The sequence below is a fragment of the Bradyrhizobium sp. S3.2.6 genome, assembly GCF_040546885.1.
GTDB lineage: Bacteria > Pseudomonadota > Alphaproteobacteria > Rhizobiales > Xanthobacteraceae > Bradyrhizobium > Bradyrhizobium cytisi.
The window spans coordinates 100,257-120,747 of sequence record NZ_JBEPOS010000008.1; the positions used below are offsets into that span (position 1 = coordinate 100,257).

The window sequence follows — 20,491 nt, forward strand, 5'->3', positions numbered from 1 at the left end:
ATCCGGCGGCGGCGCGCCGTCAGACCTTGAAGTAGTAGGGCTGGTCGAGATCCTCGATCAGCCCTATTTCTTTTGGTGCCCAGCCGAGCAACGCGCGGGTCTTCGCGCTCGATGTCGGCACGTCGACGCCTGCGAATTGCGCGAACCATCCGAAATGCTCGGCCGCTTCGTCCGGCGATTTCGAGACCACGGGCACGCCAAGCCTTTTGCCGATCACGTCCGCAATCGCCTTGAACGGGATGCCTTCCTCGGCGATAGCGTGATAGCGTGGTGCGGTTGCGCCTTGCTCGAGTGCAAGCCGATAGACGCGCGCGGCGTCGAAGCGATGGCCGGCCGGCCAGCGATTCATCCCGTCGCCGATATAGGCCGCCACGCCATTCTGGCGTGCGAGGTTGATCAGGATCGGCACGAAACCGTGGTCGCCTGCGCCATGGGTGGTCGGCGGCAGCCGGACCACGGCGGTGCGGACGCCGGCCAGCGACAGCGCCGTTGATTCCGACACGCGTGGAAAGCGGTGTGCCGTCTCATCGTCCTCGGTCGCAAGCCGTCCGGGCGCCAGCAGCGCCACGCCGGAAGTGACGATGAGCGGACGGTCAGAGCCCTTGAGCTCCTCGCCGAGCGCGAGGATGGCGCGGCGGTCGAGCTCGCAATTGTCCAAAAATTTCGAGAAGTCATGATTGAAGCCGAGGTGCAGCACGCCGTCTGACGCGGCCGCGCCGCTGCGCAGGGAGGCATGGTCCTCCAGCGAGCCGCGGTGGACCTTTGCTCCCATCGCGGCGAGCGATGCGGCCCCCGCATCGGAGCGGGCGAGGCCGGTGACGCTATGGCCGGCAGCGATCAGGTCGGCAACGACGGCGGAGCCGACGAAGCCGGTGGCGCCAGTGACGAATACACGCATGAGCAGTTCTCCAAAGATCGGCAAAAAGGTTGGTAGGAGGCAGCATCTGCGCTAGGATTATCCGGGTAAAGTAGGGACATTATCAGGGTATAATAGCTAACAGGATGAGCGAGACCTCCAGCGAGAACCTGCTCGGGACCTATTTGAAGGACCGTCGCACCCGGCTCGACGCGACCGCCTTCGGGTTTGGCGGCGGCCGCAGGCGCACGCCGGGGCTGCGGCGCGAGGAAGTGGCGCAGCGGGCCAATATCAGCCCGACCTGGTACACCTGGCTGGAGCAGGGCCGCGGCGGCGCGCCGTCGGCCGATGTGCTCGACCGGATCGCCCGGGCCCTGATGCTCACCGACGTCGAGCGCGAGCATCTGTTCCTGATCGGGCTCGGCCGCCCGCCCGAGATCCGCTACCAGGCATCTGAAGGCGTCTCGCCGCGGCTTCAACGGGTGCTCGATGCGCTCGAGACCAGCCCGGCGATTATCAGGACCTTGATCTGGGATGTCGTTGCCTGGAATCGCGCGGCAACATTGGTGCTGACCGATTACGCCAAGCTTCCGCCGGAGCAACGCAACATCCTGCGGCTGATCTTCTCCGTGCCTCGCGTGCGCGCCGCGCAGTACGACTGGGAGAGCGTGGCCCGTTTCGTGGTCGCAGCGTTCCGGGCGGACGCGGCGCGCGCCGGCGCGGTCTCGCATGTCGCCGACTTCGTCGACGAAATGTGCGGTCTCAGCCCCGACTTCGCGAGGCTGTGGCGCGACAACGACGTCCGCAGCTATGGCGAGGGCGTCAAGCATCTGCGCCATCCCGTGCTCGGCCCGATCTCGTTCGAATATTCGGCCTTCGCCGTCGACGGCCGGCCCGATCTCGGCATGGTCGTCTACAATCCGGCAACGCCGGACGATGCCGCGCGCATCAAGGCTGTCCTCGCCAAGCAATCCGACTGACGGATTTCGCGATCTCGCCCGTTTAACTGGCATCTCTGACGCCGAAGGGGTGGGCGGTATCGTGGGCAACGTGGCTGTGAATCGGATTATGCTGGAGGCGGCAGAGCATTTTGCGGCCGGGCGGCCGGATCAGGCGGACGTGCTCTGCGCGGAGGTGCTCAAGGTTGAGCCGGATCATGTGCCGGCGCTGCACCTGGCCGCCGTTGCCGCCTTCGTCACCGACCGCGCCGCCGACGGCGCCGCGCTGCTCAACCGGGTCTTCAATATCGATCCCGACCATGCGCCGGCGCTGGCCACGCTCGGCGATGCGCTCGCGGTGAAAGGCGAGCACGCCGGCGCCGTGGCCGCGTTCCAGCGCGCGCTGCGCCGGAAGCCGGACGATGCCGGTCTCCACAACAAGCTCGGCGTGGCGCTTGGCGAACTCTCGCGCTTCGGCGAAGCCGAGACCTCCTATCGCCGCGCAATCGCGCTCGATGCGCATCTGACGCGCGCGTGCTTCAATCTCGCCGTCGCGCTCGCCGAGCAGGGGCGATTGATCGAGGCGGAGGACGCCTATCGCGCCGTGATCGCGCGCGAGCCTGCTTTTCGCGGCGTCTGGCTCAATCTCGGCAACGTCCTTGCGGACCAGAACAGGTCGGGCGATGCCGTGGCCGCCTATCGCCGCGCGCTCCAGCTTGATCCCAACGATGTCGGCTTGATCTGTAATATCGGCGCGGCGCTCTATCGGCAAGGATTGCGCGAAGAGGCCATCGTCCAGTATCGCCGTGCCATCGCGCTCGCGCCCGACAATGTCGCGGCGCTGCGCCTGCTTGGCCTTATCCTGCATGAAGCCCGCCATTTGCAGGAGGCCGCCGAGATCTACCGGCAAACATTCGCGCGCGATCCCGCCGATCACACCATCGCCACCAATCTCGGCGCCTGCCTCTCCGATCTCGGTGCGCTCGACGACGCCGTTGCGGCCTGCGAGCACGCGCTGCTGCTCAAGTTCGATCATGCGCCGGCCCATACCAATCTCGGCATCATCTTCGAGAAGCAGCAGCGCGTCACCGATGCGGTCGCCGCGCATCGTTGCGCGGTTGCGGCCGATCCGTCCTATGCCAAGGGCCACGCCAACCTCGCGGTCGCGCTGCGCAACGCCGGCGAGATCGACGAGGCGCTCACGGCGTCGGCCCGCGCGGTCGCGCTCGATCCGGAGCAGCCGCTCGCGCAATACAACCACGCGCATTTCCTGCTGATGAACGGCCATTTTGCCGAGGGGTTCGAGGCCTATCGGTGGCGCCGCAAATGCAAGACGCTGTCGGACGGCGATCCGACTTTCAATGAGCCGGAATGGCGGGGCGAGCCGCTCGCAGGCTGCACCTTGCTGGTATTCGCCGAATACGGCCTCGGCGATGCCCTGCATTTCGTACGCTATCTGCCGATGGTGGCGGGGAAGGGCGGCAAGATCATCCTGCAGGTGCAGCCCGCGCTCGCTTCGCTGTTGCGGCAGTTGCCTGATGTCACCGTGATTCCGCGCGGCGAGGCGCTGCCGCCATTCGATCTGCAATTGCCGCTGATGAACCTGCCGCGCCTGTTCGGCACCACGCTCGACAATCTGCCTGCGGACGTTCCGTATCTGCACCCCGACCCCGGCAAGCTCTCGCGCTGGCGAGCCGTGCTTGATCGCGAGACGCGTCTGAAGGTCGGCGTGGTCTGGGCCGGCAATCCCAGGCACAAGGGCGACGGGCAGCGCTCGCTGTCGGCCGCGGCGGTGTTGCCGCGGCTCGTGATGCCGGGCGTGCAGCTCTACAGCCTGCAAAAGGAGCCGCGCGCGGAAGACGGTGCGGTGCTGGCGGCGCTCGGCGACGACGTGATCGATCTCGCGCCTGCGCTCGGGGATTTCGCCGACACGGCGGCGGCCGTGGCAGCGCTCGATCTCGTCATCGCCGTCGACACCTCGGTTGCGCATCTGGCCGGCGCGCTCGGCCGCCCGGTCTGGATGCTCACGCCATACGCGCTCGACTGGCGTTGGCTGCGCGATCGCGAGGACAGCCCGTGGTATCCAACCATGCGGCTGTTCCGTCAGCGCAAGCCGCGCGAATGGGGTGGTCCGCTAATGCGTCTGACGGCCGCGCTCTCAGTCCTCGCCGCGAAAGCCGAGAGCTAGAACCGCTCCGGCCGATACGGCGTCGGATCGATCGAGGGCGTCTCGCCGTTCATCATCTCCGCGAGCAGGCGTCCGGTGGCGGGGCCGAGCGTAAAGCCCTGGTGGCCGTGGCCGAAATTCATCCAGAGGCCGGGGTGGCGCGGGGCGCGACCGAGCACCGGCACCATGTCCGGTGTGCAGGGGCGGGTGCCGAACCACGGCTCCGGTTCGGCGCGCTTGCCGAGATCGATCAGCTCGCGCGCCGAGGCTTCGGCGCTGGCGAGCTGCACCGGCGTTGCCAGTGCATCCGGGCCGGTCAACTCAGCACCGGTGGTGATGCGGATGCCCTTGGCCATCGGCCCCATGGCATAGCCGCTGCCCTTGTCGACCAGCGGCAGATCGAGCGAGGCGCCGCCGCTGTAATGCATGTGGTAGCCGCGCTTGCGCACCAGCGGAATCCGGTAGCCGAACTTGTGCAGGAGATCCGGCGACCACGGCCCCAGCGTCACGACGGCGTTGGCGGCATCGATGCGGCCATTGTCGGTGTCGACCGACCATCCGATCGCGGTCTGCTGCAGCGACTGCGCATTGCCGAGCACGATGGTGCCACCGAGGCGCTCGAACAGATCGGCATAGGCGGTGACCAGGGCGCCGGGGTCGGACACGGTCCAGGTGTCGAGCCAATGGATCGCGCCGGGGAGATCGTCGCGCAAGATCGGCTCGGCCTTGGTCAATTCGCTGCCCGAGAGCACATGAAAATTGACGCCGAACTCGCGGCGGTCTTCTTCCGCGGCCTTGATTGAATGGTCGAGCTCGGCGGCGTCGCGAAACAGCGCGCGATAACCGGCGCGGCGGATCAGATTGTCGGCATGGGCCTCGCGGATGAGGATGTCGTGCTCGGGCGTCGCATAGGCGATCAGCTGCGCCCAGGCCGCGATCGCTTCGCGATGCCGCTTCGGAGCCGAATGCCACCAATAGCGGAGCAGGGGCTCGACGTGGCGATGCAGCGAGGACAAGCTGTAGCGCACGTCGTTGGTGCGGCCGGTCGCGATCTTCACGAGCGAGGCGAGATCGCGCGGCATCGGATAGGGCCGTACCGCTTCCGCCTGGATCATCCCGGCATTGCCGTAGCTGGTCTCGCGGCCGGGCTCCCTGCGGTCGACCAGCGTGACGGTCCAACCGCGTTGCCTCAGATGCAAGGCGGCGCCGACGCCCACCATGCCGCCGCCGAGAATGATTGCGCTTTGCATCGGCAGAACTCTCCTGTCAGGCCGGCTTCGGCGCAAGCTTGGGCTGCGCCGTGTTGATGGTCGTGGCGACGACGACCGACAGCGCCGTCATCGCCACCAGGAAGCCGAAGGCGGCATCGAACGATCCGGTTCCGGTCACGATGAAGCCTATCGCCGCCGGTGCGACGAAGCCTGCACTCTGGCCGCCGAGATTGACCATGCCGACGCCCGATCCGATCTGGTCGTCGCGCAGCAATTTGGTCGGGAGCGCAATCACAGCGGCCAGCACGAAGGATTTGAAGAAGTAGACCAGCGACTGATAGGCGATCAGCACCGTGATCGTCTCCGCCTTGTACATGGCGTAGAGGAAGATGCCGGTCAACGCGGAGCTGCCGATCAGCAGATATTTTTCCCGCTCGGCGAAGAACGTGGTCATGACCCAGCCGCCGATCGCCGTCGCGAACGTCGCCATCACGAACGGGATCGGAGCCACCACGCCGACGGTCTTGAGGTCGAGTCCGCGTTGCTGCAGCAGATAGAGCGGCATCCAGGAATCCAGGCCCTTGTTGACGCAGCTAAGACCAAACCACACCACCATCAGCTGCCACAGCAGCGGATTCTTCATGAGCTCGCGCATCGGCGCGCGCTCTACGGCCTTTGCCGATGGGCCCGCAGGCGCCTTGTCCGGGCGTCCGAGATACGGGACGAAGACGAAATAGATCACCGCGAAGACGATGCCGGCGATGCCGATCGCGTTGAAGGCGTGGCGCCAGCCGAGCCAGACGATCAACGGCGCCATGATCAGCGGTGCGACCATGCTGCCGGCATAGTTCGACGACAGCAGCAGCGCCGACATTTTGGGCCGGCTGTCCCTCTTGAATACCTCGGCGATGGCGCGAATGCTTGCCGGCGGAAAGCCGCCCTCGGCGATGCCGAAGACGAAGCGGATCGCGATCAGCGAGGTCAGCGACCAGGCGAGACTGGTGAAGGCCGTGAACAGCGACCACATCACGATGGTGACGATCACCACATATTTCGAGCCGAAGCGGTCGGAGAGCCATCCGCCCGGCACCTGCATCGCGGCGTACCCTAAGAAGAACGCGCTGATGACGATGCCGAGATCGGCAGCCTGGAGATTGAAGTCCTTGCCGATCTGCGCCAGCGCCAGCGAGATCGCGGCGCGGTCGATGTAGGAGATGCAGTAGGCGATATAGAGCAGGACGAAGGCGATGATGCCGGTCTTTCGGTTCGACAATTCGGCCATGCTGATCTCCGCTTTGCCGGCGACCCGGCGGGCTTGCCTGTTTGCTTGGTCTATTCCCAGGTGAGGAAGCCGGGCGCGGACGCCAGCGGCGGCGCCGTCGCAAGTCGCGCCAGGTCAGGCACCGGCCGGCACAATTGCGCATCGCCCGCGAACGCGGCCTCCAGGCTTGCGGCAATGGCGAGCACGATGGCATCGCCACCGCGCGGGCCAACGATCTGCAGGCCGAAGGGCAAGCCGGCTTCATCGACGCCGAGCGGAATGCTGATCGCGGGATGGCCGGGAAGCGTGACGGCATAGGCGAGCGCGAGCCAGTGGAAGTAGGATTTCGTAGGCGCCCCGTCGATCTCGGCGGGATAAAGCTCCGACCACGGCCGCGGACTGAGTGTGATCGTCGGGCTGATCAGTACGTCGCAGGTCTCGAAGAAGCTTTGATAGGCACGATAGATCCGAGTTTGCGTCGTCGCGGCACGACCGTGATCTTCGAGCGTGTAGCTCAGGCCTTCCTCGACATTGGCGCGGACATTGGGGCCGAGCATCTCGGGCCGCTCTTTGTAGTTCTTGCCGTGCATCGCCAGGAACAGGCCGGCGCGCAGCACGGCGAAGGCGTCGTCTGCGCCGGTGCAGTCCGGCGTCGCCTCTCGGCTTTCGGCGAACAGCGGCGCAAGCCTCTTCACGCGATCGCGGAACACGCGGCGGATGGCTTGCTCGGTCGGTGCGAATCCGAAGTCTTCGGTGAAGGCAAGGCGCAGCTTGCCAAGCTCGGCCGGGCGCGGCGCGGACCAGCGCTCGGCGCGCCCGCGCAGGGGCTCGCCGGGAAGCGTGTAGGCGAGTGGATCGCGGGCATCGTCGCTCGCCATCGCCGATAGCATCAGCGCGGTATCGGCGACGCTGCGGGCCATCGGTCCGTCGGTCGACAGATTGGACCAGCCGAAGGCGCGCTTTTCGCTCGCCACCAGGCCGTAGGAGGGACGCATGCCGACGATACCGGCATAGCCCGCGGGATTGCGCAGGGATCCGCCGGTGTCGGAGCCCGAGGCAAGCGGTGCCATGCCGCAGGCGAGCGCGACCGCCGATCCGCCGGAGGAGCCGGCCGCCGAGCGCATGGGATCGAAGGGATTGCCGGTCGCACCGAAGACGGGATTGCGGGTGTTGCCGCCCGCCGCCCATTCCGGCGTATTGGTCTTGCCGAAGATGATGGCGCCCGCCGCACGCAGCCGCGCGATCGAGCCCTGGTCGGCGGCAGGGACATTGTCGCGCAACAGGGGACTGCCGTAGGTCGAGCGCATTCCGGCGGTGTCTTGCGTATCCTTGATCAGGACGGGGAGCCCGTGCAGCGCGCCATGATCCTCGCCGCGCAGGATCGCGGCCTCAGCCTTCTTCGCGGCGGCACGTGCACCCGGCTCGTCGAGCGTCACGACCGCATTGACGGCGGCATTGATGGCGCCGATGCGGGACAGGCAGGCGTCGAGCAGCTCGACGGGCGAGATCGCCCGTGCGGTCAGCAGACGGCGCAGCTCGACGGCACTCGTGTCGCAAAGTTCGGACAACGCCAGGCCCTTTCAAATTGTGAAAACGATTTAGCATATCGGAAACCGCGTTCAGCGCACCAATATTCGCCAAATCGGGGCAATTCATGCACAAATCTTGGCGTGTGTGCCCGGGAGGCACCCTGGAGAGGTATTGTGCGGCGGATCACGCCGAAAAGATTAGGCCGATCGGCCAATATTTTTTCCCCGCAGCGTGATAGACATACCGCATGAGCGAGATCACGACGCCCGAAGGTGCCAACTCCCAGCTCGGCCAATGCCTCAAGGCGGCGCGCCAGGCGCGCGGCCTGACGCTCAAGCAGGTGGCGGAGCGAACGGGCATGGCGCTGTCGACCCTGTCGAAGGTCGAGAATGGCCTGATGTCGCTGACCTACGACAAGCTGCTCCAGCTTACCTCCGGCTTGAAGATGGAGATCGCGGAGCTGTTCAATCCGGCGGTCGCAGCGCCTACGCAAGGCAGGCCGGTCACCGCGCGGCGGAGCATCAGCCGGGCCGGGCAGGGGCAGCTGATCGCCACGAAATTCTACACCTACACCTATCAATGCACCGACCTGATCGGCAAGCGCATGGTGCCGATCGTGGCCGAGGTCCGCGCGCGCTCGCTGGACGAATTCGGTCCGCTGCTGCGCCATGCCGGCGAAGAGTATTTTCTGGTGACGAGCGGACGCGTCGCGGTTCACACCGAGTTCTACGCGCCGGAGATCCTTGGCGAGGGCGACGGCATCTATCTCGATAGCACCATGGGCCACGCCTATCTCAACGCCGGCGAGGCACCGTCCGCCAAGGGCGTCTGTCTCTGCACCAGCGAGGCGCCTGATCTCTACGACCAGCTTCGCCAGATCGCTTCGCGCGAGGTGGCGCCGCTCGGTGACGACGAACTGCCGCCGCCGTAACCTTCAGGCGAGGCGTGAAATGAAAAACGCCCGGCCAGGCCGGGCGTTTTTTATTCGGACGCGGGCTCTATTCGCCGCCGCCGAAACGGCGCGACCACCAGCCGGCGCGACGCGGCGCGGCCGGCGTCTCGCTTGCCGCTTCCGGCGCAGGCTCAGGCGCGGGCGGAGCAACCGGCTCCGGCGCTGCTGCAACCGGGGTTGCCGGCTCGCTCGAGTTGCTCGACAGGAAGCTCACCTTCTCCCGGACGGTGGAGCGGCGTCGTGCCGCCTTGTCGTCGGATGCGGGCTCTTCCTCAGAGGGCGCGGGCTGCACCGGCGTTTCAACCGGCGCCTGCAACCGAAACTCGGGCTGGGACGTTTCGACCGGCGCGATATGCTCCGAATGCGCAATCGAGGGAGCTGTCTCGCTGCCGGAGCTATCGAAATCAGCGACCGCTTCGGTTGCTTCCGACGGCGGATTGCCCGTGAGCTCGTCGCCGATGGAGCCGGCGAGACCCTCCTCGCCGGTACCGCGCCGACGACGTCCACCCCTGCGACCACGCCGGCGACGGCGGTCGCCGCTACCCTGCTGCTCGCCACGGGCGGCCTGTTCTTCGCCTTCCTCGCCGTCCTGTTCGGCCTCGGCGTCCTCTTCACCTTCGCCTGCGACCGCTACGGCCCCTTCAGGAGAAGCGGGAGCACCATCCTCGCGCGCCTCGCCGTCGCGCTGACCGCCGCGGCCACGCCGGCGGCGGCGGCGCTTGCGGCGCTGGCCGTCCTGCTCGGGCGAAGCATCGCCTGCGGCCTGCTCTTCGGAGAGACCTTCGGTTTCCTCGGTCTCGACCTCGGATTCCAGCTCCGTATCGAGCTCCTCGTCGTCATAGGCCTCTTCGGCCAGCGGCGGCGGGCTTGCGGCCGCCTGTGCCGCCAGCAGCGCCTTGGCGGCTTCGAGCGTATGCACCTGCTCGCCGCGGTCGATGACATAGGCCTGCGGTCCGCTGACGCTGGGGTCGGCGATGACAGACAGCGAGACCTTGAAGCCGTTTTCGAGATCGCGCAGATGACCACGCTTGTGGTTCAGCACATAGAGCGCGACGTCGGTGCGGGTGCGGACCACGAGGTTGTGGGTCGCGCCCTTCATCAGGATCTCTTCGAGGCCGCGCAGCAGCTGCAGCGCCACCGAGGACACCGAGCGGACATGGCCGGTGCCGCCGCAATGCGGGCAGGGATCGGTCGAGGATTCCAGCACGCTGGCGCGGATGCGCTGGCGCGACATCTCGAGCAGGCCGAAATGCGAGATGCGCCCGACCTGGATGCGTGCACGATCCTGCCGCAGGCAGTCGGACAGCTTGCGCTCGACCGCACGGTTGTTGCGCTTCTCGTCCATATCGATGAAGTCGATGACGATCAGGCCGGCGAGATCGCGCAGGCGGAGCTGGCGGGCGACCTCTTCGGACGCCTCCAGATTGGTCTTGAGCGCGGTGTCCTCGATATGGTGCTCGCGCGTCGATCGTCCGGAGTTGACGTCGATCGAGACCAGCGCCTCGGTCTGGTTGATGACGATGTAACCGCCAGAGCGCAACTGTACGGTCGGCGAGAACATCGCATCGAGCTGGCTCTCGACGCCCATGCGCGAGAACAGCGGCTGGCCGTCGCGATACTGCTTCACCGCGCTGACATTGGCGGGCATCAGCATCTTCATGAAGTCGCGGGCTTCGCGGTAGCCGGATTCACCGGCCACCGAGATCTCGTCGATCTCCTTGTTGTAGAGGTCGCGCAGCGAGCGCTTGATCAGCGAGCCTTCCTCGTAGACCAGCGTCGGGGCCTGCGACTTCAGCGTCAGGTCGCGTACCGTCTCCCACATCCGGATCAGGTACTCGAAGTCGCGCTTGATCTCGGGCTTGGTGCGGGCGGCACCCGCGGTGCGCAGGATGATGCCCATGCCCTCGGGCACGTCGAGATCCTGCACCACTTCCTTCAGGCGCGAACGGTCCTGGGCCGAGGTGATCTTGCGGCTGATGCCGCCGCCACGGGCGGTGTTCGGCATCAGAACGGCATAGCGGCCGGCGAGCGAGAGGTAGGTCGTCAGCGCCGCGCCCTTGTTGCCGCGCTCTTCCTTGACCACCTGCACCAGCATCACCTGGCGGCGCTTGATGACTTCCTGGATCTTGTACTGGCGGCGCGGGCGGAACGTGCGCTCCGGCACTTCCTCGAGCACGTCGTCACCGCCGACGGATTCGACGTGCTCCTCCTCGGCTTCCTCACCGTCGTCATCGTCCTCGTCGTCTTCGTCGGCCCTCGCTTCGGCGTCCTGATGCGGCGCTTCAGTGCTCTCGCCGGCGGCGTAGACGGCATCGGCCGGCTCGGTGACGGAGGTCACGGCTTCGGCAAAAGCCTCGCCATGCGTTTCCTCGTCATGCGTTTCGAAGGCGGGAGCTTCCTGAGGCTCGGCAACGACGGCGGGCTCGGCGCCGATCGCCGCGACAGGCGCGGGCGTCTCGTCGGCATGATCATGGTCGTGATGATCGTGCGCGTCGTCATGGCCATGGTCGTCATGATCGTGAGCGTGATGGTGATCATCGTGCTCATGATCGTCATGCTCGTGATCGTCGTGATCATGGTCATGATGATCGTGGTCGTGACCTTCATGCTCGCCGTGATGCTCGGCATCGGCGTGCAGATGCTCGCCCCCATGCAGAGCGCCCTCGGCGAGCTCCGGCAGGGCCTGGCCCTCGACCGGCTGGCCGGCCGGATCGGCGAGACCCTCGACGATCTCGCTGCGGACACGTTCGCCTTGACCGCGGCGGCGGGCGTTGCGGTGGCGCGAGCGGCGGCGGCCGTGGGAGCGGTTCTCGCTCTCTTCCTCGGCTTCGCGATGGGCCTGCTCTTCGGCCTCGATCAGCGCCTGCCGGTCGGCGACCGGGATCTGGTAGTAGTCGGGATGGATTTCGCTGAAGGCGAGGAAGCCGTGGCGGTTGCCGCCATATTCAACGAAAGCGGCCTGGAGCGAGGGTTCGACCCTTGTGACCTTGGCGAGGTAGATATTCCCGCGCAGTTGCTTGCGTTGCGCGGTCTCGAAGTCAAACTCCTCGACGCGATTGCCGCGGACCACGACGACCCGGGTCTCTTCCGGGTGGGTGGCATCGATCAACATCTTGTTGGGCATGTCTTAACTCTTGGCGGCGGCGGGCGCGATCGACCGTGGGCGCGAAGAGCGCTGCCGGGTGACGCGACGGTCCACCTGATTCGGGGGTGAGGGGAAGGCCGAAACGCCGTCTCTCGCGCCTTGCCGAACCGGAAGCTTCAGGACCGAAACGGCGCGCGGGAGCGTCACTCCGCAGCGTCGCGAAAGGTCCTTCAGAATTCGTCGGCACAGTCTGGCGCATCAAGCGTCGGCCCGTATGAAACATCGGGCGGCGGGGCCGCCCCTAATCAGTTGCTGCTGGCCGGGCATGGCGCGTGCGCGCTCGCCTTGGATCAAGAACCGCCCCCTTGGGATTAAGGGATCGGGTAACTGGCCGCGTCGCTGTCAAAACTGCTCCGGAAACAGTTGGTAACCGGAAACCGTCCGCCGCCGGGGCTTGCCCCGCTCCACCTCGCTGCCGCGCACCGCGCTGGTCTTAGAGGGGAACAGAAAAACGCTGGAATTCCCAAACCTTGGGAGTTCCGGCGCTGCACCGGGAGGCTGAATGCGACACAACCGGAAATTATTGGCCGTCAGCAATCCGTACATACGAGGAATGGGCCATCCGTGCAAGGGAGCGTCGCACGCCGGTCACAGTCGGACAGTTTCGTGTTTCCGTCATTAAGGATCGTTTAACCCTGTGGTTCTATTGCGTTAAAGAGGGCCGCTCGGAGGCACGGATTCGGTGGCGAGCCGCACAAATCAAAGGGTTTTGCTGGGGGTTGCGCTGCTGTGTGCCGCGGCGTCGCCGTGCGCCGATTCCTCGCGTCTGAACGCGGCCGAAACCCCATCGCAACCCTCTGTTGCGACGACGAATTTTCCGATTGCCACCGCCGCGCGCCTGGCCGGTGACGGCAAGCAGACCCGCTTCATTCTCGACCTCGACCAGACCGTCAGCTTCCGCGCCACGACGCTCGCCGATCCCTACCGGGTCGTGGTCGACGTTCCCCAGGTCAATTTTCAGCTGGGCCCGGGCACTGGGTCCGGGCGAGGGCTGGTCAAGGCCTTCCGCTACGGGCTCGTGATGCCCGGTGGCTCCCGAATCGTGTTCGACCTGACCGGGCCCGCCAAGATCGCCAATTCCTATGTGCTCGAGGCGGCCAACGGCCAGCCGGCCCGGCTCGTGCTCGAGCTGGAGGAGGTCGACCGCGCGGCTTTCGTGCAGACGCCCGCCCCGGAGAATCGACCCGAACTGCGGCCAGCGATTGCCGCCGCGCCTCCGGCAACGATTGCTGTCGCGCCCGAATCGGCGCCGCAAAAGCCAGGGGCACCGTCCGACGGCCGTCCGGTCGTTGTGATTGACCCCGGCCATGGCGGCATCGACAACGGCACCCAGTCGAACGGCGAGAGCGAGAAGAATCTGGTGCTCGCCTTTGGCCTGGCGCTGCGCGACCGGCTGGAAAAGGCCGGCAAATACCGGGTGGTGATGACGCGGGACGACGACACCTTCATTCCGCTCAATGACCGGTCCAAAGTCGCCCGCAATCTGAACGCCGCGCTGTTCGTCTCGATCCACGCCGATGCGCTGCCGAAAGCCGAGGGCGACGCGCAGGGCGCCACCATCTACACGCTCTCGGACAAGGCCTCCGACGCCGAGGCCCAGCGCCTGGCCGATGCCGAAAATCGCGCGGACGCGATTGCCGGCTTCAATCTCGCGGAAGAGCCGACCGACGTCGCCGACATCCTGATCGATCTAACGCAGCGGGAAACCCGCACCTTTTCAAACCGTTTTGCGCATTTGCTGATGGGCGAAATGAAGTCGACCGTGCGGATGCACAAGCATCCACTGAAGTCGGCCGGTTTCCGGGTGCTGAAAGCCCCCGACGTGCCCTCGGTGCTGGTCGAGATCGGCTACGTCTCCAACAAGGGCGACCTCGAGCACCTCGTGTCCGAGGGCTGGCGGTCGCGCGCGGTGGGTTCGATGGCCCAGGCGATCGACACGTTCCTGGCCAAGCGGATGGCGACGGCGGGGGCCAGCAATTAAACAGGAAACGCCGGTTCCGATGTTAAGCCCTAGTTTGGCCACAGCGGACGCTTTATAAAACCGGCGCAGGGGGTTCCGGAATCGACGAGAATCCCGTTTCGGCAAGCGTCTTTCGGTCCGGCATCGATGGTATTGAGTAGGCCGGGGAGTTCGCGACGTGAGGATGGCGTCCGTTTGGGGCGCCTTGAGGCTGATCTTGGTCTGCTCTTGGGCCGATCCAGGGATTAAACGGATAAACACATAATGCGCTTGCTTGTGCGGTTCATGGGCTTCCTGTTCGCCGCGGGAACGGTGGTGTTCCTTGTCGGTGTCGGTGCCGTGGCAGGCCTGATCTGGCATTTCTCCAAGGATTTGCCCGACTACTCTCAGCTTCAGGATTACGAGCCGCCGGTGATGACCCGCGTGCACGCGGTCGACGGCTCGCTGCTCGGCGAATACGCCAAGGAGCGGCGGCTGTACCTCCCGATCCAGGCGGTGCCGAAACTCGTGATCAACGCGTTCCTCGCCGCCGAAGACAAGAATTTCTACGAGCATGGCGGCATCGACTACACCGGCATGGCCCGCGCCGGCCTGGTCTATCTGCAGAACTACGGCTCAAACCGCCGTCCGCAGGGCGCTTCCACGATCACCCAGCAGGTCGCCAAGAACTTCCTTCTGACCAACGAGGTCTCGTTCGCGCGCAAGATCAAGGAAGCCTTGCTCGCGATGCGGATCGAGAAGACCTATTCGAAGGACAAGATTCTCGAGCTGTATCTCAACGAAATTTATCTCGGCCTCGGCGCCTACGGCATCGCAGCCGCCTCGCTGGTCTATTTCGACAAGTCGGTGAACGAGCTCACCGTGGCGGAAGCCTCATACCTCGCGGCGCTGCCGAAGATGCCGGCGACGCTGCATCCGGTGCGTAACCGCGACCGCGCCATCGAGCGCCGCAATTACGTGATCGACCGCCTCCAGGAGAACGGCTGGATCAAGCAGGCCGACGCCGACAAGGCGCGCAAGGAGCCGCTGGCCGTCACCAACCGCTCCAACGGTGCCCACACATTCGCCGGCGAATATTTCGCCGAAGAGGTCCGCCGCGACATCTTCGAGCGCTATGGCGAGAAGAAGCTGTATGAGGGTGGCCTCTCGGTGCGCACCACGCTCGATCCGAAGATCCAGGTCATGGCGCGCAAGACCATGGTTGCCGGCCTCGTCAACTATGATGAGCAGCAGGGTTATCGCGGCGCCATGAGCAAGCTCGATATTTCGGGCGACTGGGGCGTGAAGCTCGCCGAGATCAAGTCGCTCTCCGACATCTCGCCGTGGCGCATGGCGGTGGTGCTGGAAACCAGCGACCAGTCGGCGCGGATCGGCTTCCAGCCGAACCGCGAGCTAGGCGGCGCCGTCAGCAAGCAGCGCGAGACCGGCCTGATCACGCTTGACGGCGTCAAATGGGCGAAGGCGGCTTCGGGAGCCGGGAAGGGCAGGGCTGCCACGGGTGTGTCGCAGGTGCTCCAACCCGGCGACGTGATCTATGCCGATCCGCTCTACACCAAGGAAGGACAACCGGTCGAAGGCCAATACCGCCTGCGCCAGATACCCGAAGTATCGGGCGCGATGGTAGTGATGGACCCCTGGACCGGTCGCGTGCTCGCAATGGTCGGCGGCTTCTCGTTCGACCAGAGCCAATTCAATCGCGCCACCCAGGCCTACCGGCAGCCGGGATCGTCGTTCAAGCCGATCGTCTATTCGGCCGCACTCGACAACGGCTACACGCCCTCGACCGTCGTGCTCGACGCGCCGATCGAAATCGATCAGGGCCAGGGCGCCGGTGTGTGGCGGCCGGAAAACTTTGATGCCGGCAAGTATATGGGTCCGATGACCTTGCGCAATGCGCTGCGGCTGTCGCGCAACACGGTGACGGTGCGGCTTGCGCAAGACATCGGCATGCCCCTGATCGGCGAATATGCGCGCCGCTTCGGTGTCTACGATGAGCTGCCGAACTATCTCTCCTATGCACTCGGCGCCGGCGAAACCACGGCAATGCGCATGGTCACGGCCTATTCGATGCTCGCCAATGGCGGCCGCCGCGTGAAGCCGACCTTGATCGACCGTATCCAGGATCGCTACGGCCGCACCATCTTCAAGCATGACCAGCGCGAATGCCGCGGCTGCGACGCGCCCGGCGGCTGGAAGAACCAGGCCGAGCCGCAGCTGATCGATCGTCGCGAGCAGGTGCTGGACTCGATGACCGCCTATCAGATCACCGAGCTGCTGGAGGGCGTGGTCCAGGCCGGTACCGCGACCGTCGTGAAGGAAGTCGGCAAGCCGATCGCCGGCAAGACCGGCACCACCAACGAGGCCAAGGACGCGTGGTTCGTCGGCTTCTCGCCGGACATCGCAGTTGCCATCTACATGGGCTACGACAAGCCGCGCTCGCTCGGCAGAGGCAATGCCGCAACCGGCGGCCATCTCTCTGCCCCGATCGCGCGCGATTTCCTCAAGCTTGCGCTTGCCGACAAGCCCGCGGTCCCGTTCAAGGTGCCGGCCGGCATTAAGCTGGTTCGCGTCGTCTCCAAGACCGGCATGCGCGCCGGCCCCGGCGAGACCGGCGGAACCATTCTGGAAGCCTTCAAGCCGGGTACGGCGCCGCCGGATAACTACTCCGTCATTGGCGTCGCTGATGCTGACGGCCGCGGCGCGCCGGGGGCGCCGCAGCAGCAGCCGGATTCCGGCTTCTTCATGCGGCCGGGCACCGGCGGGCTGTACTAGCGGATAACGGGGCAGACAGACGAGGCCGGCGGTTGCGCTTTGCAGCCGCCGCCGTTACATCCCCTTTTCAATTGCACGCGGGATTCCGCGAGACCAGAGAACGACATGCGCGCCGAAATCGAACGGTTGGTAGAAGAGATCAAGCAGTCGGTCGGGCTGCTGAGGAGGCATCTTTGACGTCGAGAAATCGACGGCGCGCCTCGCTGAGCTGAACAAGCTCGCAGAAGATCCCAATCTCTGGAACGATCCCCAGAAAGCCCAAAAGCTGATGCAGGAGCGAACCTCGCTGGAGGATTCGCTCTCGGGCATCGGCAAGGTCGAGCAGGAGCTCGAGGACGATATCGGGATGATCGAGCTCGGCGAGGCCGAGGGCGACGCCGGTGTCGTGGCCGAAGCTGAAGCCGCACTCAAGAGCCTCAAGAAGGAAGTCGCCCGGCGCGAGCTTGAGGCGCTGCTGTCGGGCGAGGCCGATCGCTTCGACTCCTATCTCGAAGTCCATGCCGGCGCCGGCGGCACCGAGAGCCAGGACTGGGCGCAGATGCTGTTGCGCATGTACACGCGCTGGGCCGAGACGCACGGCTTCAAGGTCGAATTCCTCGAAGAGTCCGAGGGCGAAGAAGCCGGCATCAAGTCCGCGACCATCCAGGTCTCCGGCCACAATGCCTATGGCTGGCTGAAGACCGAGGCCGGCGTGCACCGGTTGGTGCGCATCTCGCCGTTCGATTCCAACGCGCGGCGGCATACGTCTTTCTCCAGCGTGCAGGTATTCCCCGTCATTGACGACAGCATCAAGATCGACATCAAGGAAGCCGACGTCCGCGTCGACACCATGCGGTCGGGCGGCGCCGGCGGTCAGCACGTCAACAAGACCGAATCCGCGGTGCGCCTGACGCATATCCCGACCGGCGTCGCGGTGGTCTGCCAGGCCGGCCGCTCCCAGCACAAGAACCGGGCGCAGGCCTGGGATATGCTGCGCGCGCGGCTTTACGAGATCGAGCTGAAGAAGCGCGAGGAGAAGGCCGCCGCCGACCAGGCCGCCAGGACCGAAATCGGCTGGGGCCACCAGATCCGCTCCTACGTGCTGCAGCCCTATCAGATGGTGAAGGACCTGCGCACCGGCGTGCAGACCTCCGACACCTCGGGCGTGCTCAACGGCGAGCTCGACGACTTCATGGCCGCGACCCTGGCGCAGCGCGCCTTCGGCACCACCGGCGCCGACATCGAGGACGTGGACTGATCATGCCCCGCGTTGCCTTCATCGGATTGGGGCGGATGGGCCATGGCATGGCCGGCCGCTATCTCGATGCCGGTTTTACGGTGACGCTGTGGAATCGCAGCAGGGCAAAAGCAGAAGACCTGATCGCGCGCGGCGCGCATTGGGCGACTTCGCCCGAGGATGCCGCGATCGATGCCGACGCGGTCGTGACCATGGTCGCCGATGACGAGGCCTCGCGCGCCGTCTGGCTCGGGCTCAACGGCGCGGCCAAGACGGCCAAGGCCGGCACCATTGCGATCGAGTGCTCCACCGTTTCCTATGATCATGCGCGCGAGATGGGCCGCGAGCTCAATGCGCGCGGGCTGATCTACATCGACTGCCCCGTGACGGGATTGCCGGATGCGGCCGCGGCCGGAAAGCTGACGTTGCTTGCCGGCGCTGACGCGGCCGACCTCGAGCGGGCGCGCCCGTTCCTCGAACCGATCGGCTCGACCATCCGCCATTTCGGCGCGGTCGGATCCGGCACGGTCTACAAGCTCATCAACAATCTCCTGGGCGCGATCCAGATCGCGGGCCTCGCCGAGGGCCTCGCGATCGCCGAGCAGGCCGGGCTCGACATGAAGCTGGTGCTGGAGTCGATCCAGGCGGGCGTCGCCGCCAGCCCGCAGGTGCAGCGCCATTCCAAGCGCATGGTCGCCCGCGACTTCAGCGGTGCCACGTTCACGGCCGCGCTCCGGCACAAGGATGCCGCCTACGCCGTCAAGCTCGCCGAGAGCCTGCTGGCCGACAAGCCGCTGGTCTCGCGCGCCGCCGTCGAGTCCTACGCGCAGGCCAAGGCCGCGATGCCCGACGACGACGAAGGCAGGATGATCGAGCTGGTGTCGCGGCCGAAGAAGCCGTTTTAGCCCGTCTTCGGCTTGATTACAGACCCGATGAATGATGTCTCACTCGCCACCGTCTGAGGCGGCATGTTGATGCGGTTGTCATTTCGAAAACTGAACGAAGGGTGGAATGCGGAGCCAAACGCCCCGTATCCTCACGTGGCCGTATCAGGTCATGATGTGCTTCTACGCTTCGTGCTGAATCCGTTTCAGTTCACCTCCTTTGCGGAGGGAGATGAAGGCGTCCTTCGTTTCGTGAATTGCGCCCGTTATCGCTTGGGAGCAACGAACGATGAGGGGTGGTCTCGCGGGCGGTGCCGCTACAGTAAGTTGGCGCCAAGCTGGGGCGAATTCTACGAGATCGTAGGTCCTGATCCGCATTCGATGGACCCGACGGATTGGAGGATGACGGGTGGAGCTTCAACTTCGTCCCGTCACTTCCTCTTCTATTTTCGCGATGAGACATTTGAGTGCATCGCCGCCGAATGGGCCTTCGAACCTGCACCGGACAATGCTCTGATCCGCAAATTGTGCACCGATTGAGCCGAGCCTTGGTTCCGAGTCCACATCTGGTCGGAAATCGGGTGGCGCCATCCGTCAGCCTGAACTAGTCCGTCCGCCGAGGTGAAATGGATGCCGCCGAACGACAATCGGATCGACGCGCGAGACTGGTCGCTGCTTGCTGTGCTCTCGATCCTCTGGGGCGGGTCGTTCTTCTTCAATGGCGCGGCGCTGCGGGAGCTGCCGCCGCTAACCTTGGTGTTTTTGCGCGTTGCGCTTGGCGCGGTCATCCTGCTGCCGTTGCTGCGTGTGCAGGGGATCAGCTTTCCCAAGGGCGCGAGGGGCTGGCGAGCCTTTGTCGTGATCGGGCTGCTCAACAACGTCATTCCGTTCTCGCTGATCGTGGCCGGCCAGACTTTCATTCCGAGCGGACTGGCGTCGATCCTGAACGCGACCACGCCGCTGTTCACTGTGCTGGTGATGGCGGCGGCGGGTGAAGAGGCGTTGCAGGCGCGGCGGGTGGCCGGCGTGGCGCTGGGCCTCGCCGGCGTGGTCATCCTGCGTGGGTGGGGTGTCGAGTCGCGCGCCGGGCAGGGGTTCGGCATCCTACTCTGCCTTGGCGGCGCGCTCAGTTATGGTTTTGCGGCGCTCGCCGCGCGGAGGCTGCTGAAGGACTCACCGCCACTGGGAACGGCCACGTTTCAGCTGATGGCGTCGACTGTGATGATGGCGATCGTCGCCGGTGCAGTGGAGCAGCCGTGGCGTCTTCCTGTTCCGGGTCTGGCGACCTGGCTTGCCGTGCTGGGCCTCGCGGCGCTCTCGACGGCGCTCGCCTACATCGTCTTCTTTCAGATCATACGACGCTCAGGCGCGAGCAATGTGATGCTAGTGACGCTGCTCATTCCCGTGACCGCCATTCTTCTGGGATGGCTGGTGCTGGGCGAGCCGATCTCCATGCGAGAGATCGCTGGTGCGGTCGTCATCGGCAGCGCGTTGATCGTGATCGACGGACGGGCTGTGAGAATGCTGCAGCGCGTGGGTTAAGTTCCTGAGCCAGCGTTTCACTCCGCGGAAAATCCTGCCGCTTGCCAGTCGCCGGCC

At 65.6% G+C, this 20,491-nt stretch carries 15 protein-coding genes; 10 read left to right on the forward strand and 5 right to left on the reverse strand.

The window, feature by feature from the left end:
- Positions 1-19: 19 nt before the first annotated feature.
- Complete coding sequence (locus ABID58_RS16995; protein WP_354033466.1) at positions 20-898, reverse strand: SDR family oxidoreductase; 879 nt, start codon at positions 896-898, stop codon at positions 20-22.
- Between the two features lie 104 nt (positions 899-1,002).
- On the opposite strand from ABID58_RS16995, the gene ABID58_RS17000 reads away from it, so the two are divergent.
- Together ABID58_RS17000 and ABID58_RS17005 are read left to right on the forward strand one after the other, a co-directional pair.
- Positions 1,003-1,836 carry a helix-turn-helix transcriptional regulator gene (locus ABID58_RS17000; RefSeq protein WP_354033467.1) on the forward strand — a complete coding sequence of 278 codons (834 nt, stop codon included), beginning with the start codon at positions 1,003-1,005 and terminating at the stop codon, positions 1,834-1,836.
- Positions 1,837-1,924: 88 nt separating this feature from the next.
- Entirely contained in the window at positions 1,925-3,982 is a 2,058-nt protein-coding gene (locus ABID58_RS17005; protein WP_354033468.1) for a tetratricopeptide repeat protein, read from the forward strand.
- Here ABID58_RS17005 and ABID58_RS17010 read toward each other — a convergent pair.
- From ABID58_RS17010 to ABID58_RS17020, 3 genes are read right to left on the reverse strand one after another with little or no spacing between them, the layout of a single operon-like run.
- Positions 3,979-5,211: an NAD(P)/FAD-dependent oxidoreductase gene (locus ABID58_RS17010; protein WP_354033469.1), complete on the reverse strand. Its 1,233-nt coding sequence runs from the start codon at positions 5,209-5,211 to the stop codon at positions 3,979-3,981. The two genes, ABID58_RS17005 and ABID58_RS17010, sit on opposite strands and share 4 nt — an antisense overlap.
- Before the next feature lie 16 nt (positions 5,212-5,227).
- A complete protein-coding gene (locus ABID58_RS17015) occupies positions 5,228-6,454 on the reverse strand; it encodes an MFS transporter (protein WP_354033470.1) in 1,227 nt (408 codons plus the stop codon).
- A 50-nt stretch (positions 6,455-6,504) separates the two neighbouring features.
- Positions 6,505-8,001, reverse strand: coding sequence for an amidase (locus ABID58_RS17020; protein ID WP_354033471.1), 1,497 nt, complete (start codon positions 7,999-8,001; stop codon positions 6,505-6,507).
- 209 nt (positions 8,002-8,210) lie between these two features.
- On the opposite strand from ABID58_RS17020, the gene ABID58_RS17025 reads away from it, so the two are divergent.
- Positions 8,211-8,894, forward strand: a complete 684-nt coding sequence (locus ABID58_RS17025) for a helix-turn-helix domain-containing protein (RefSeq protein ID WP_148748768.1) — start codon at positions 8,211-8,213, stop codon at positions 8,892-8,894.
- A gap of 67 nt (positions 8,895-8,961) precedes the next feature.
- On the opposite strand, the gene ABID58_RS17030 is transcribed toward ABID58_RS17025, so the two are convergent.
- Positions 8,962-11,253, reverse strand: coding sequence for an Rne/Rng family ribonuclease (locus tag ABID58_RS17030; protein ID WP_354033472.1), 2,292 nt, complete (start codon positions 11,251-11,253; stop codon positions 8,962-8,964).
- A 21-nt stretch (positions 11,254-11,274) separates the two neighbouring features.
- Here ABID58_RS17030 and ABID58_RS17035 point away from each other — a divergent pair, with 21 nt between their 5' ends.
- From ABID58_RS17035 to ABID58_RS17065, 7 genes are all read left to right on the forward strand, one after another.
- Complete coding sequence (locus ABID58_RS17035) at positions 11,275-12,129, forward strand: hypothetical protein (RefSeq protein ID WP_354033473.1); 855 nt, start codon at positions 11,275-11,277, stop codon at positions 12,127-12,129.
- Positions 12,130-12,742: 613 nt separating this feature from the next.
- Entirely contained in the window at positions 12,743-14,041 is a 1,299-nt protein-coding gene (locus ABID58_RS17040; protein WP_148748770.1) for an N-acetylmuramoyl-L-alanine amidase, read from the forward strand.
- Positions 14,042-14,284: 243 nt separating this feature from the next.
- Complete coding sequence (locus tag ABID58_RS17045; protein WP_148748771.1) at positions 14,285-16,792, forward strand: penicillin-binding protein 1A; 2,508 nt, start codon at positions 14,285-14,287, stop codon at positions 16,790-16,792.
- A gap of 105 nt (positions 16,793-16,897) precedes the next feature.
- Positions 16,898-18,029 (forward strand): peptide chain release factor 2 gene (gene prfB / locus ABID58_RS17050; protein ID WP_148748772.1). Its coding sequence is split into 2 segments (ribosomal slippage): positions 16,898-16,966 and positions 16,968-18,029, totalling 1,131 coding nucleotides; the frame shifts between segments, so codons are not numbered across the junction.
- 2 nt (positions 18,030-18,031) lie between these two features.
- Positions 18,032-18,913, forward strand: a complete 882-nt coding sequence (locus tag ABID58_RS17055; protein WP_354033474.1) for an NAD(P)-dependent oxidoreductase — start codon at positions 18,032-18,034, stop codon at positions 18,911-18,913.
- A gap of 63 nt (positions 18,914-18,976) precedes the next feature.
- A complete protein-coding gene (locus ABID58_RS17060; RefSeq protein WP_354033475.1) occupies positions 18,977-19,432 on the forward strand; it encodes a hypothetical protein in 456 nt (151 codons plus the stop codon).
- 90 nt (positions 19,433-19,522) lie between these two features.
- On the forward strand, positions 19,523-20,434 hold the full coding sequence (locus ABID58_RS17065) for a DMT family transporter (RefSeq protein ID WP_354033476.1): 912 nt from the start codon (positions 19,523-19,525) through the stop codon (positions 20,432-20,434).
- The last annotated feature ends 57 nt before the right edge of the window (positions 20,435-20,491 follow it).